The sequence below is a fragment of the Candidatus Amarolinea aalborgensis genome (assembly GCF_900491745.1).
GTDB lineage: Bacteria > Chloroflexota > Anaerolineae > SSC4 > Amarolineaceae > Amarolinea > Amarolinea aalborgensis.
The window spans coordinates 39385-53195 of sequence record NZ_UETR01000016.1; the positions used below are offsets into that span (position 1 = coordinate 39385).

The following is a 13811-nucleotide window of genomic DNA, read 5'->3' on the forward strand; positions in this document are numbered from 1 at the left end:
AGCAGGCGCTCTCCACGGATGGTCACACGCTGAGGAGCAAAGCCAGCGGTGGCGCCAACAACTGCACGTGAGTTAAGCCTGATTGATCGGGCCAAGACCGACCCTGAAGCATTTGGTCAGCTGTATGAGATCTACGTAGATCGCATCTACAGTTACATTTATTATCGCACCGGCAGCCATGCTGACGCCGAGGATTTGACGGCCCGCACCTTTTTTCGGGCGCTGGACAGCATTGGGCGCTATGTTCATCGCGGACTGCCATTCTCAGCCTGGCTCTATCGCATCGCCCATAACCTGGTGGCCAATTGGCATCGCGATCGCGGCCGGCGCAAAGTGGTCTCGCTCGAAGATGTCACTGGGGCTGGCGCGCGCGGCGGTACCCCTGACGCGCATGTTGAAGAGAATGAGCGTCGCGCGGCGCTGCTCGCTGCCATCCGCCGACTGCCTTCCGACCGCCAGCAGCTCATTTCGCTGAAGTTTGTGGAACATCTGCCCAATGCTGAGATTGGGGAAATGATGGGGCGGACGGAAGGCGCGATCAAGTCGCTTTATCATCGCACGCTCATTGCGCTGCGTGAGGACCTGGCCGCACGCGGATTCAACTGGTAACGGCCGAGTTTTTCCGGCGGAGTGCGCGCTTCTGCGCGTGAACGCTGTCGGACAGCGTCCTCCGGAATGGATAGGCTTGTCATGCTGCAACTAGTAACCGATTCGACCTGCGACTTGCCGCCCGCATTGATGGCCCAACTGCAACTCCATGTGGTGCCGATCACGATTCGCTTTGGCGCCGACACCTACCTGGAAGGCGAGACCATTGACGAAGCGACCTTTTATGAGAAAGTGCAGGCCTTGGGCATCATTCCGAAAACGTCGCAGCCTGCGCCCGGCCTTCTGGCTGATGTTTATCGCGAGGCAGGCCGGCATGGCGATCCGGTGCTGTCGCTGCACATCACGAGCAAGCTGAGCGGCACGTACAATTCGGCCGAGCTGGCCAAGGCCATGGTGCAGGATGAGGTGCGGGTCGAGGTTTTTGACAGCCTGGCCGGCTCTGGCGCGCTGGGCTTCATGGTGATGGAAGCGCGGCAAATGAGCCAGGCTGGCGCCAGCCTGGACGACATTCTGGCCCGGCTGCGCGTCATTCGCGAGCGCATCCTCATTTTCTTGACGCTCAAGGATCTCAAGTTTGCACAGATGAGCGGCCGCGTCAACGCCCTGCAATATGCCGTAGCCTCCTTGCTGGACGTCAAGCCCATCGTCGGTCTGCACGAGGGCGCGCTGGATGTGCAAGGGCGTGTACGCAGCCGCAAGCGGGCGTTGCAGTATTTGTTGGATCTGGTCGCAGAGCGAGTTGGCAAGGCGCCGATCAACTTTGCTGTGATTCACGCACGTGCGGCTGACGAAGCGGCCGAGCTGCTGCACCGGGCCGAGCAGTGTTTTACGCTGCAGCAGTCTTTTGTGACGCCGCTTTGTACATCTGTCGCCGCCAACTTGGGGCCAGGCACGATCGGCGTCGTGGCCTACCGGGTTTAGGCGTTTTGCCTGTGGGCCTAGATCATTACAGAAACGGGGGAGCAACATGATGTTGATGGAAGACACCACCATCGCCGACTTACTGTCATCGTATGCCGAACGCTTGTTTTTTGGTGATGATCACTCGCAGGATTACCTCGCCCTGTTCCCAGAGCTGCGCCCAGATTTACATCCACTGCTGCGCCTGACGCGTGATTTGGCAGCCTGGATGCGGCCTGTCAAGCCGCGCGCCGCCTTTCGCCAGGATCTGCGCCGCGCCTTGGTTGCCACCGGCTACCGCCAGCTGTCGCCTTCGTTGGCGTTGGAACCGCTTGAGCGCGACTCGCGTCGCGACTGGATGTTAGGCGCGGCTGCGATTGGCTCAGCCGTTTCCGTTGTAGGCGTTCTAGCCTATCTTTGGCGCAATCGCGACGTCAGTGAGGCGCCGACGCTGCCGGTGCAGTAATGTGCACGGACACAGAACCCGGTTCGTCGTGCTTTTGCCAAAAGTCACGACAAACCGGGCGCCATGCTGATGTCAAACCCGCTTTCGAGGAGAAAGCGGGTTTCTTTGTGTCCTTACTCCGCCCAGCTGCGCACGAACTCCACAAGCGTGCGCATAGGGTTGGCCGAAGCACCACGGGGCTGGTAGGGCTTGTTGTCGTCTTGCCAGGCGGCGCCGGCAATGTCAATATGCGCCCACGGCGTATTCTCTGGCACAAATTCCTGTAAGAAGAGGGCGGCAATGATGGCGCCGGCGTAGCGCGTGCCGGTGCTGCCCTTCATGTCAGCCACATCACTGTTGATTCGTTCCCGGTAGGGCTTCCAAAGCGGCAGGCGCCACAATGGCTCGCCAGCCGCTTCGCTGGCTGCCTGCAGCCGGGCGAACAAGGCGTCATCATTGCAGAAAATGCCGCTCAGATCTGACGAGAGGGTCATCACGATTGAACCTGTCAGGGTCGCGCAGTCCACAATGGCTGTGGGATGGTAGCGCGCGCTGTAGCACAAGCCGTCGGCCAACACCATGCGACCTTCGGCGTCGGTGCTGATGTATTCAACCGATTTGCCATTCATGGCCTTGACCACATCGCCTGGCTTGATTGCTGCCGGACCGGGCATGTTCTCAGCCGCGCACACCAGGCCCACCACGCGCACCGGCAGGTGGAGCTGTGCAATGCTGCGCAGCGCGCCGATGACGGCCGCGCCGCCTGCCATGTCGCTCTTCATCTCCCACATCCCATCGTTGGGCTTGATCGAAATGCCGCCTGTGTCGAATGTAATCGCCTTGCCGACCAGCACCAGGGTGTCGGCGCTTGCGGCAGCCGGCGGAAAGTATTCCAGCACGATGAACTGCGCCTCTTCGGCGCTGCCGCGGCTGACGCTGAGAAAGGACTCCATGCCCATCGCGCGCATGGCATCTTCATCACACACCGTCAGGGCAATGCCCATCTCCTGGGTCAACGCCTGCGCCTGCGCAGCCAGAACCTTTGGCGTGACATAATTCCCTGGCTCGTTCACGAGATCGCGCACCAGGTTGGCGTTGTCAGCCAGTATTTGGCCGACCTGCGCGCCGACCTCCATTTCCTTGACCAGGTCAGCCGTCGGCGCCAGCAAAATCAGTTCATCTGCATCAACGGTGGCGCGCTGCGAATTTTCCTCACGTTTGTGGGTGATGAAACGATAGAGGCCCAGGATGGTGCCCTCCACCACAGCTTGGGCCGCCGTCGCAGCCGGTAGGCGATGGTTGCCAGCGCCATGCACCACGCTCGTCAGCCGCCGCAGCTTTAAGTCAATCAGCGCTTGCGCGGCGACGCCAGCGGCCCGGCGCGCCAGGGCAGCGCTGAACTCGGCTTGCTTGCCCAGCCCAACCAGCAGAATACGCCGCGTGGCGACGGCATCGCCGTGTGTGTACAGCAGGCGCGTTTTGAGCGCTTCGCCTTTGAAGTCCCCGGCGTGGATGACTTGTTCGATCATACCGCCCAAGGCAGCATCAAGCGTGCCGAAACCCGCCTCTTTAGCTGATTGGCCTTCGAACAGGCTGATGACAAGCAAATCGCTCGCAATCTCGTCCCATCCGCCACCGCCCAGGTTCACGTCCTTAATACGAATATCCATCTCTTGTGTGCACGGCATTCTGCCTTGTCGGGTCAGAATGCCGCTGCGGCTCCTTTCCTCATATTAGCCCGTCGTGTGTGCGATGGGCGTTCTTGTGATTATACTCTCAGACTGCTGGCAAGAGAAAATTATCTGGGGCCAGGCCTGGAGTCTGCGATACGACTGCCGGCGCGGCAGCCCGTGTGCGCCGATCTGAATCTGTTGGATTGCAGGCCCGCGTTCATAGGGCGCGCAAAGTTGGTTGGTATTGGCGTTGCTCAGGCTGACGTGTTACAATCTGGCTCAGGAGGAACCAGGTCGTGGTGATGCCACACGCGCCAGGAACCCGCGTTCGCCGCATCGGTTGGCGCCTCTGCAGCCCGGCGTCGTCTGTTCGCCATGATTGGCGATGACGCCGTCGGCGGCAAGTCAGAAGCCAACGTCGCTGCCCTGGTGCATGGTTGATACCCCATTTTCGTTTTAACCGTTGGGGACAACAACGACCCAAGCATGGTTCACTCTATGATGATGCGCTGGTCGTCATGGCAACTTGAGGTTGCAGACCGTGCGTTGCGAGTCAGGTGAGCAGCATCTTCACGATGGCCCGGATTGAGATATTCGGGACTGACCAGATGATCCAAGGAGGATCCAGAAGCGATGAAAATTGTTATTGTTGGCGCGGGCGCCGTCGGCGCAAGCGCGGCCTATGCCATGATGATTGGCGGGCTGGCCGCGGAGATTGTCTTGATAGACGTGAATGAGGCAAAGGCGGAAGGCGAGGCCATGGATCTGATGCACGGCTCACCCTTTGTGCGGCCGGTGACTGTGCGCGCGGGTAACTACCCTGATTGCGCCGGCGCCAGCATTATTGTCATCACGGCTGGCTCCGCACAGCGCCCCGGCGAAACTCGGCTCGACCTGGTCAAGCGCAACGCCGGTATTTTTGGTCAAATGATTCCACAGATCGTGGCGGCAGCCCCCGAAGCCATTCTGCTTATTGTCTCCAACCCGGTTGACATCCTGACCTACGTCAGTCTCAAGCTGTCGGGGCTGCCCGCCAGCCGGGTGATCGGTTCAGGTACGGTGCTGGATACGGCGCGGCTGCGCGCGCTCTTGGGCCATCGGTTGAACGTGGATCCCCGCAGTGTGCATGGCTATGTCATCGGCGAGCATGGCGACAGCGAAGTGGTTGTCTGGAGCCGCGCCACGGTGGCCGGGCTGCCCGTGGAAGAATTCTGTCATCAGCGAGGCATCGTGTACAATGCGTCCTTGCGTGAAGACATTGGAACGCAGGTGCGCCGCGCGGCCTATGAAATCATTGCCCGCAAGGGCGCAACGTACTACGCCATTGGCCTCGGCATCCGCCACATCGTCGAGTCCATCTTGCGCGATCAGAACACCATTCTGACCGTGTCCACCCTCATGACGGGCCAGTTTGGAATGCAAGACATTTGTCTGAGCTTGCCAAGCATCGTGGACCATGGCGGCGTCGAGGGCGTTCTGCTGCCCGATCTCAGTCCGGATGAGCTGATCGCGTTGCAGCACTCAGCGACCGTGCTGCACCAGGTTGCCACGTCGGTCGGCCTTTAGGCGCCCCGTGCACGACTCTGCACGTCGTTCGCGCCTGCCGCAGGCTGTTTGGTAGGCGCTGCGACGCAAGCAGATTGACAAGTATTCGGAATCATGCTACAATCACGGTCGTGACAAAAGGCACGATGTTATTTTGACACTCGCAAGGTGTCATAATCGTCACCTCACACCACGTGTGGGGTGATGTTTTGTATAGCGTCTGGCGCATGGCGTTCAGCGACTGAATCTGGGAGGCCGCGTGTCGTTAGACTACATTCCACTCTTAGTTCTTTTTCTTCTCGCTGGCGTTTTTTCAGCAATTGCCATCGTTGTTCCATCGGTGCTTGGCCCCAAGCGCCCGACGAAGACGAAACTAGCGCCTGTTGAATCGGGCATGATTCCGTTTCATGACGCACACCGCCGCTTCCCCGTGCAGTATTATGTCGTCGCTGTGCTCTTCATTCTCTTTGATATCGAAGTCATCTTCCTCTACCCCTGGGCTGTCCTCCTGGGCCAGCTCAAGCTGTTCGGTCTAATCGAAATGGGTGTTTTCTTGCTGCTCCTCGTGGTTGGATATGTTTACGCGTGGCGCAAAGGCGCCCTGGACTGGAATTAGCATATGGGCCTTGAGAATCAATTACCGGAAGATTCCGTCATTACGACCACGCTTGAAAAGGCGGTCAATTGGAGTCGAAGCAACTCTGTCTGGCCGCTGCTGTTTGGCCTGGCCTGCTGTGCACTTGAGATGATCGCCAGCGGCATATCCCGTCACGACATCGCCCGCTTTGGCTCTGAGCTGTTTCGCGCTTCCCCACGCCAGGCGGACCTGATGATCGTGTCTGGTCGCGTCTCGAACAAAATGGCCCCAGTCGTCAAGCGCCTGTATGACCAGATGGCTGAACCGAAATGGGTTATCGCCATGGGCATCTGCGCTTCGGCCGGCGGCCCCTTCAATAACTACGCCATCGTGCAAGGCGTGGACAAGATCATTCCGGTGGATGTCTATGTCCCCGGTTGCCCGCCCCGCCCCGAAGCCCTCTTGTACGCGCTGACCAAGCTGCAAGAGAAGATTGGACGCGAGAAGCTACAACGCTTCGCCAACGTTGATGTGACCCAGGCGGAGGGATCAGCCGCCTGACCATTGCGCCTCGCGGCGGCCACTCGCCCGTGAGTCAAGCTAGACTGGATTCAATCATTTATGGACTCTGCTGCAATCCCAACCATGCCTGTCGTGGACGCTTTGCGTGCTCGTTTCGGTGATGCCATTCTGGATGCCGCCGAAGCCATGCGCGGCGACCCGTCTGTCACGGTGCGCGCGGACAAGGCGCTTGCCGCCGCGTATGCCCTGCGCGACGAGCACAGCTTTGACTTGATGTCAGACGCCACCGCGATTGATGGTCTCAACCTGGGGCACAGCCCACGCTTCACCGCCATCTGGAATCTGTATGACTCCACGCACAACCAGAAGCTGCGCCTGCGCGTGCCTGCGTCCGGCGGTGATACGCCCAAGGTCCCCAGTCTGACGCCCGTATGGGCCGGAGCCAACTGGATGGAACGCGAAGCCTTTGATCTGCTGGGCATTCGCTACGATGGGCACCCTGACCTGCGCCGCATTCTGCTGCCGGACAACTGGCAGGGCTATCCCTTACGCAAGGACGCGCCGCTGGGCGGCGAGCCGGTGCCCTTTACCGTGACCTGGAGCGAGCCAGAATTTGCCAACCTGGGGCGCCAAATCTTGCCGGCCGAGTCCATCACGCCGATTCTGCCTGTGGGCATGGACAGCACCAAGCACATGGTGGTCAATATGGGCCCGCAGCATCCAAGCACCCACGGCGTTCTGCGCCTGATTGTTGAACTGGATGGCGAGCAGGTCGTGCGGGTCGTACCCGATGTGGGCTATCTACACTCCGGCTTCGAGAAGTCGGGCGAGAGCAAACGCTACAAGGATTTCGTTTACTACACCGACCGCATGGACTACGCGTCGGCTATGCAAAACAACCTGGCTTATTGCGTCGCCGTGGAAAGTATGCTCGGCATCGAGATTCCGCCGCGGGCGCAGGTGATCCGCGTGATCATGGCCGAGCTGCAGCGCATTGCCTCGCACCTGCTGTGGCTGGCAACCCACGTGCTTGACCTATCGGGCACGATCATGTCGCTGCTCATGTACGCGTTTCGCGAGCGCGAAATGATCCTCGACTTGTTCGAGATGGTGTGCGGCGCTCGTTTGACGACCTCGTATATCCGCATTGGCGGCGTCTGGCAGGACCTCCCGCCCGCCTTCTTGCCGCGTCTGAAGGACTTCCTGGCCCTCATGCCCAAGCATCTGGATGACTACGAAGGGATGTTGACCGACAGCACGCTGTGGAAGGCGCGCACGCAGGGCATCGGCGTGCTGACTCGCGCCCAGGCGCTGGCGCTGAGCTGCACCGGCCCCATGCTGCGCGGCAGCGGCGTCAAGTATGACATTCGCAAAGCGCGGCCGTACTCCGGCTATGAAAACTACGACTTCGAGGTGCCCACTTCTGAACTGGGGGACACCTACGGTCGTTACCTGGTGCGCATGCAGGAAATGCGCCAAAGCCTGCGCATCGTACAGCAAGCTGTGACGAATCTGCCCGATGGCCCGGTGAAGACGGCCGACCGCAAGGTGGCGCTGCCGCCGCGCGCGGAGCTGGACCGCAGCATGGAATCGCTGATTCATCACTTCAAGCTGATGACAGAGGGTTTCCATGTGCCTCCGATGGAAATCTACTCGACCATCGAGGCCTCCAAGGGCGAACACGGCTATTTCATCGTTTCTGATGGCAGCGCCAAACCCTACCGCCTGCACGTGCGCGGTCCATCGTTCGTCAACCTGCAATCGCTTGACACCATGGCGCGCGGTCATCTGCTTTCTGACCTGGTGGCCGCCATCGGCACATTGGACATCGTGTTGGGTGACGTGGATCGGTAGCGGTGACTTCTGCTGACCGATGCTCCTGATTTCGCAGGACGTAAGGATGTTTCATGCTTTCTGACAACGCAAAATCTGAGATTCAAGCCCTGATTGCCCGCTATCCCAAAAGCCGTTCGGCCCTGGTGCCGGCGTTGTACGTGGCCCAGCGTGAAGTGGGCTGGCTGCCGCCCGCTGCGCTGGAAGATGTGGGTCTGCTCTTTGGCCTCAAGCCTGCCGAAGTGGAGGAGGTGGCGTCGTTCTACACGATGATGAACCTTCACCCTGTCGGCGCGTATCACATCGAGGTTTGCACCAATGTGCCGTGCACGTTGCGCGGCGCGAACGGCTGCGCGGCGCAGCTCAAGGAGCGCCTGGGTATTGACTATGGTCAGACAACCCCAGATGACCAGTTTACCCTGAGCCACATGGAGTGCTTAGGCGCATGCGCCACCGCGCCGATGTTTATGGCGACGGAACGCGCCACGGGCAAGATTCGCTATTTCGAGGAGCTTGACGCGCCAGAAAAGATCGAGCAGGCGCTCGATCTGATCCGCTCCGGCCGGGGCTTCGACACCTGCGAGCGTTGGCCGGCTGGCCCGTATACGCACGGCGGCATGGAACCGCGCTATCTGCTGGCGAATGTGGACAAGCCAGACTCACACACGATTGACGTGTACATGCAGAGCGGTGGTTATGAAACCGCGCGGCTGGCGCTGACCTCCAAGACGGCCAAGGATGTGCTCGAAGAGGTGAAAGCAGCCAATGTGCGCGGCCGCGGCGGCGCCGGTTTTCCGGCCGGCACCAAATGGGGCTTCCTGCCAGCCGGCGTCTACCCGCGCTACCTGGTGGTCAACGCGGATGAGTCCGAGCCGGGTACCTTCAAAGACCGCATGATCATGGAGTATGACCCGCACCAACTGATCGAAGGCATCATCCTGGCGGCTTATGCCGTGGAATGTAAGCAGGCCTTTATATACATCCGCGGCGAATACTACTTTGCCTACACGCGCTTGATGGACGCGATTGCCGAGGCCAGGGCCAGGGGCTTCCTGGGCAAGAATCTTTTTGGCACGGCGAACGAACTGGACATCATCGTCCATCGCGGCGCTGGCGCCTACGAGTGCGGCGAAGAGACGGCGCTGCTGACCTCGCTGGAAGGGGATCGCGGCCATCCACGCCTCAAGCCGCCCTTCCCGGCCGTCGAAGGCCTCTATCGCAAGCCCACCGTGGTCAACAACGTCGAGACCATCTGCAATGTGCCGCACATCATCAGGCAGGGCGCGGCCTGGTACAAACAGTTCGGCACCGAAAAGAGCACCGGCTTTCGCATCTTCTGCCTGAGCGGTTGGGTCAAGCGCCCGGGCCTGTATGAACTGCCGCACGCCACCACGCTGCGTGAGTTGATCTACACCTACGGCGGCGGCACGCCAGACGATCGGCCGGTCAAGGCGGTAGTGCCAGGCGGCCTTTCGATGAAGTTGCTGACGAACGCGCAGCTCGACACACCCCTGGACTACGAAAGCATTCAAGGCGCGGGCTCGATGCTTGGCTCGGCCGGCGTGATCGTCATCGGCGAGGGACAGTCCCTGGTGGAAATTGCCCGGCGCACCCTGTCGTTCTACCGCGAAGAATCGTGCGGCAAATGCACGCCCTGCCGTGAGGGCACCTCCTGGTTGGAGAAGATTTTGATCCGCATCGAGGCTGGCGAGGGCAATCTGAGCGATCTCGACCTGGCCCGTTCGATTACGAACTTCGTGGCGGGCGGCCGCGCCTTTTGTCCTTTCGGCGACGCTGCGGTCTGGGGATTGCAGAGTCATCTGGACAAGTTCCGGCCGGAGTTCGAGCAGTATATCAAGGACAAGAACCCTGACTTGGATCGCCCCGTCATGCCGCTGCGCCCCACCTATCGGCCATCCACGAACGCCGCGGAGTTGGATTGAACCTATGCCAAACGTAAACGTGACCATTGACGGCAAAGCGGTCTCTGTGCCTGCCGGCACGCTCGTGGTGGATGCGGCCAAGACGATCGGGGTCGAGATTCCGGTTTTCTGCTCACACTCGCGACTCGACCCATTGGGCGCGTGCCGCATGTGCCTGTGCGAAATTGGCGATGCGCGCGGCCAGCGCCTGCAAACGGGCTGCACCGTGCCCGTGGCCGAGGGGATGATCGTCAAAACCGACACGAAGCTGGTCAAGGAGACGCAGGAGGCGACGTTGGCCTTCATCCTGACCAACCATCCGCTTGACTGCCCCATCTGCGACAAGGGCGGCGAATGTCCGTTGCAGGATCAGACCTTCAAGTACGGCCCTGGGCTAAGCCAGTTCGTCGAGCCGAAGCGGCGCAAGCAGAAGCACTACCCCATCAGCGATCTGATTATGCTGGACCAGGAGCGCTGCATTCTATGCTGGCGCTGCATCCGCTACCTGGAAGAATGGGAGGACAAGCCGCAGTTGGGCTTGTTCGAGCGCGGCGGCGAAACCATCATTGACATCTTTCCCGAAAGGCCGGTGGACGCCAAGACGTCGGGCAACATCATTGACCTGTGCCCCGTGGGCGCGCTGACCAACCGGGTGTCGCGCTTCCGCTACCGGCCGTGGGAAATCCAGGGCGTGGAGACGATTTGCACGCACTGCGCGGTCGGCTGCAACGTGCGCGCAGATGTGCGCCACAACGAGCTGCGCCGCGTCATGGCGCGCGAGAATGATGCCGTCAACGACCTCTGGCTGTGCGACAAGGGGCGTTTTGCGGTGGACTATGTCAACAGTCCGCAGCGGCTGACCACGCCCTTGATTCGCCGCACAAAAGGCGGCGCGCTTGAGCCGGCGCCGTGGGACGCGGCGTTGGCCCTGGTGGCTGAACGCTTGAGCGGCATAGCGCAGGCCAATGGCCCCGCGGCCGTCGGCGCCATCGGATCGGCCAAAGTGTCCAATGAGGCCAGTTACCTCCTGCAGAAGGTGATGCGCACGCTTGTCGGTACGAACAACCTTGATCATCGCGACGGCCAGGACGTGGCGGCCGTCAGCAGCGGTCTGGCAGCCATTCGCCAGGTTGACAACGCCGACCTGATTGTCCTCCTGGGCTTCGACCCATCCGAAGAGGCGCCGGTGCTGGAGCTGTTCATGAAGCGCGCCGCGCGGCGCAAGGGCGTCAAGCTGCTAATCGCACACCCGCGCCAGGTTGAATTGACCAAGTATCCAGGAACCTACCTGGCTTATCGCCCCGGCGGCGAAGCGGCGTTGTTCCACGGCATGGCACAGGCGATTCTCAAGAACAAGTGGGCCGATGAGAACGCGGCCAAGCGGGTACCGAACTACGCGCAATTGGCCGGCTGGTTGAGCGAAGTCACGCCCGCGGTCGTCAAGGCATTGGCTGGCGTCGAGCAGACAACGCTGGAACCTGCAGCCCAGGCGCTTGCACAGGCCAAGAACCCGCTCATCGTCTACGGCCCGCTGCTGACGCGCGGCGCGGCCGGCGCCGCGACCTTGCAGGCGCTGCAGAATCTCGCCTGGCTGTGCGGTCACGGCGACCGCCTGGCGTACGTGGGCCTGGAAGCCAACAGCCAGGGCGCACGTGACATGGGCCTGCTCCCGTCATGCCTGCCCGGCCAATACGGGCTGGATGATGCTGGCGCGCGTGAGCGCCTGGCGCGGCTGTGGAACGCGCCGCTGCCGACGCAGCCTGGCCTCAGCTACCGGCAAATGGTGCATGGCGGCGTCAAGGCGCTCTATGTCCTGGGCGCTGATCCCGCCGCCGACAGCGCCGCCGCAGCTGCTGCGTTGGCAAAGCTCGATTTTCTGGTCGTGCAGGACCTGTTCTTGAGCGAAACTGCCAGCCTGGCTGATGTCGTTCTGCCTGCTGCTTCTTCTTTCATCGAGGCCGATGGCACGTTTACCAACCTGGAAGGCCGCGTACAGCGCAGCCTGGCAGGCAATCGCCCGCGCGGGCAAGCCGCCGCCGACTGGTCCATCCTGCTGCACCTGGCGCGTGCGTGGCCGCAGCCAAAGGATGAGAAGCGTGAGGAGAAGAAGGGCAAAGAGAAGGCGGCGAAGTCGCGGCGCCAAACCGGCTTTGACTATGACTCGGTGGCTGCCATCCTGGTCGAAATCGGGCGCGCGATCCCTACGTACGCCGAAATGAGTTGGGATGGCCTGGGCGCGACCGGCAAACAGACCGGCGCGAAGCCGACGGTCAGCCGCAAGTTCCAAGCCGTAGAGTTGAAAACATCTGGCGGCGATAGCGCGTATCCATTAACGCTGGTGACAGGCGCGCTGCTATTCGACGGCGGCCGCCTGGTGCAAACTACCGAGAAGGTGGCCCAACTGGCGCCGGCGCCGTTCATTGGCCTGAACGCGACCGATGCGCAGGCCCTGGGTCTGGCCGACGGCGACACGGTGACAGTAGCCTCAACCGCCGGCGAAGTGGCGCTGCGGCTCAAAGTGGATGCCAGTGTGCAGCCGGGCGCCGCGTGGACGCCTAGTGGTCAGGTCGGCGAGCCGGCCGGCGCGCTGATCGGCCAAGCCAGTGTGACGCGCGTCAAGGTGAGCAAAGCCTGATGCGCTTGCCGTGACCGTCTCGCGGGCAGACGCCTGCCTGACCTTGGGCTGGGCGTTGATCCTGCGTGGTTGAGCGTTTCTTTTTGCGGCGATAGATGCAGAGGCAGGAGAAAGCAAAAGACGCTTATGGACTGGATGAGTCTCGTTGTCATTCCGATCATCAAGAGCCTGGTCATGATTATTGGCCTGCTCACAGCCTTTGCCTATTTGACCTGGTATGAACGCAAACTCGTGGCGCGCTTCCAGGTGCGATATGGACCCAATCGGGCTTGGAAATTTGGCTTGGGGCAGCCGGTGGCAGACGCGCTCAAGGCCATTTTCAAGGAAGAGGTGGTGCCCGGCCATGTAGACAAGCCGGTTTACCTGCTTGCGCCTGCTTTGTCGCTCTTTCCGGCGCTCGTGGCGTTTGCTGTGGTGCCTATTGGGCCTTCGGTAATGCTCTTCGGGCGCAAGGTTGACCTGTTCGTCGCTGATGTGAACATCGCCCTGCTCTACGTCTTGGCCATTGCCAGCGTGGGCACGTACGGCATCATGCTGGCCGGCTGGTCGTCCAACAACAATTACTCCATCCTGGGCGCGCTGCGCACGGCTGCACAAATGGTCAGCTATGAGCTGCCGATGGGCATCTTGTTGGCCAGTTTCCTGATCATTACCGGCACGCTCAGCCTGCGGGGCATTGTAGAGACGCCGCGGCCGCTGTGGCAATCGCTGTGGATGATGGTGGCGTTCATTCCATACTTCATCTGCGCCCTGGCTGAAACCAATCGTTCGCCGTTTGACCTGCCAGAGACAGAAAATGAGTTGATTGCCGGTTTTCAGACCGAATACGGCGGCATCAAGTTTGCTCTGTTCTTCATGTCCGAGTATATCAACATGATTACCAGCAGCGCGATCATGACCACGCTGTTTTTTGGCGGGTGGAAGGGGCCGTTTGTTGACCAGTTTCCCTGGCTGGGGCTTGTCTACTTCTTCCTTAAAGTGGTCGCCTTGCTTTTCTTATTCATTTGGGTGCGCAGCAGCGTCCCGCGTGCGCGCTATGACCAGCTGATGCACTTTACCTGGAAGTTCCTGATGCCGCTGTCATTAGCCTACCTGGCCGTGACCGCCATTTTGAAGGTTTTCATTGGTTAACTATCGTCCCAGTTTACAG

General features: G+C 60.8%; 11 protein-coding genes and 1 pseudogene. 11 read left to right on the top strand and 1 reads right to left on the bottom strand.

Annotated elements, in window-relative coordinates; translation table 11 throughout:
- Nucleotides 1-48: 48 nt before the first annotated feature.
- The 3 genes from ACPQ6D_RS17020 to ACPQ6D_RS17030 all read left to right on the top strand — a co-directional run bounded on the left by ACPQ6D_RS17020 (nt 49) and on the right by ACPQ6D_RS17030 (nt 1975).
- Nucleotides 49-609 (top strand): sigma-70 family RNA polymerase sigma factor, encoded by a 561-nt coding sequence (locus ACPQ6D_RS17020; RefSeq protein ID WP_423225546.1) that lies wholly within the window; start codon nt 49-51, stop codon nt 607-609.
- An 81-nt stretch (nt 610-690) separates the two neighbouring features.
- Complete coding sequence (locus ACPQ6D_RS17025; protein ID WP_423225547.1) at nt 691-1530, top strand: DegV family protein; 840 nt, start codon at nt 691-693, stop codon at nt 1528-1530.
- 46 nt (nt 1531-1576) lie between these two features.
- A complete protein-coding gene (locus ACPQ6D_RS17030; protein WP_423225548.1) occupies nt 1577-1975 on the top strand; it encodes a hypothetical protein in 399 nt (132 codons plus the stop codon).
- 113 nt (nt 1976-2088) lie between these two features.
- Here ACPQ6D_RS17030 and ACPQ6D_RS17035 read toward each other — a convergent pair whose 3' ends face one another.
- Nucleotides 2089-3624 carry a leucyl aminopeptidase gene (locus ACPQ6D_RS17035; protein ID WP_423225549.1) on the bottom strand — a complete coding sequence of 512 codons (1536 nt, stop codon included), beginning with the start codon at nt 3622-3624 and terminating at the stop codon, nt 2089-2091.
- A 636-nt stretch (nt 3625-4260) separates the two neighbouring features.
- Here ACPQ6D_RS17035 and ACPQ6D_RS17040 point away from each other — a divergent pair.
- The 8 genes and pseudogenes from ACPQ6D_RS17040 to nuoH all read left to right on the top strand — a co-directional run bounded on the left by ACPQ6D_RS17040 (nt 4261) and on the right by nuoH (nt 13792).
- Nucleotides 4261-5193: an L-lactate dehydrogenase gene (locus tag ACPQ6D_RS17040; protein WP_423225550.1), complete on the top strand. Its 933-nt coding sequence runs from the start codon at nt 4261-4263 to the stop codon at nt 5191-5193.
- 238 nt (nt 5194-5431) lie between these two features.
- The gene (locus tag ACPQ6D_RS17045; protein WP_423225551.1) at nt 5432-5788 is read left to right on the top strand and encodes an NADH-quinone oxidoreductase subunit A; all 357 of its coding nucleotides are present in this window, start codon (nt 5432-5434) and stop codon (nt 5786-5788) included.
- Between the two features lie 3 nt (nt 5789-5791).
- Complete coding sequence (locus ACPQ6D_RS17050) at nt 5792-6310, top strand: NADH-quinone oxidoreductase subunit B (protein WP_423225552.1); 519 nt, start codon at nt 5792-5794, stop codon at nt 6308-6310.
- A 147-nt stretch (nt 6311-6457) separates the two neighbouring features.
- Nucleotides 6458-6835, top strand: a pseudogene (locus ACPQ6D_RS17055) (NADH-quinone oxidoreductase subunit C); the annotation flags it as partial.
- A gap of 27 nt (nt 6836-6862) precedes the next feature.
- The gene (gene nuoD, locus ACPQ6D_RS17060; RefSeq protein WP_423225582.1) at nt 6863-8125 is read left to right on the top strand and encodes an NADH dehydrogenase (quinone) subunit D; all 1263 of its coding nucleotides are present in this window, start codon (nt 6863-6865) and stop codon (nt 8123-8125) included.
- 53 nt (nt 8126-8178) lie between these two features.
- Nucleotides 8179-10047: an NADH-quinone oxidoreductase subunit NuoF gene (nuoF, locus tag ACPQ6D_RS17065; RefSeq protein ID WP_423225553.1), complete on the top strand. Its 1869-nt coding sequence runs from the start codon at nt 8179-8181 to the stop codon at nt 10045-10047.
- Between the two features lie 4 nt (nt 10048-10051).
- Nucleotides 10052-12661 (top strand): NADH-quinone oxidoreductase subunit NuoG, encoded by a 2610-nt coding sequence (gene nuoG / locus ACPQ6D_RS17070; RefSeq protein WP_423225554.1) that lies wholly within the window; start codon nt 10052-10054, stop codon nt 12659-12661.
- Between the two features lie 126 nt (nt 12662-12787).
- Nucleotides 12788-13792, top strand: a complete 1005-nt coding sequence (gene nuoH / locus ACPQ6D_RS17075) for an NADH-quinone oxidoreductase subunit NuoH (RefSeq protein WP_423225555.1) — start codon at nt 12788-12790, stop codon at nt 13790-13792.
- Nucleotides 13793-13811: the final 19 nt, after the last annotated feature.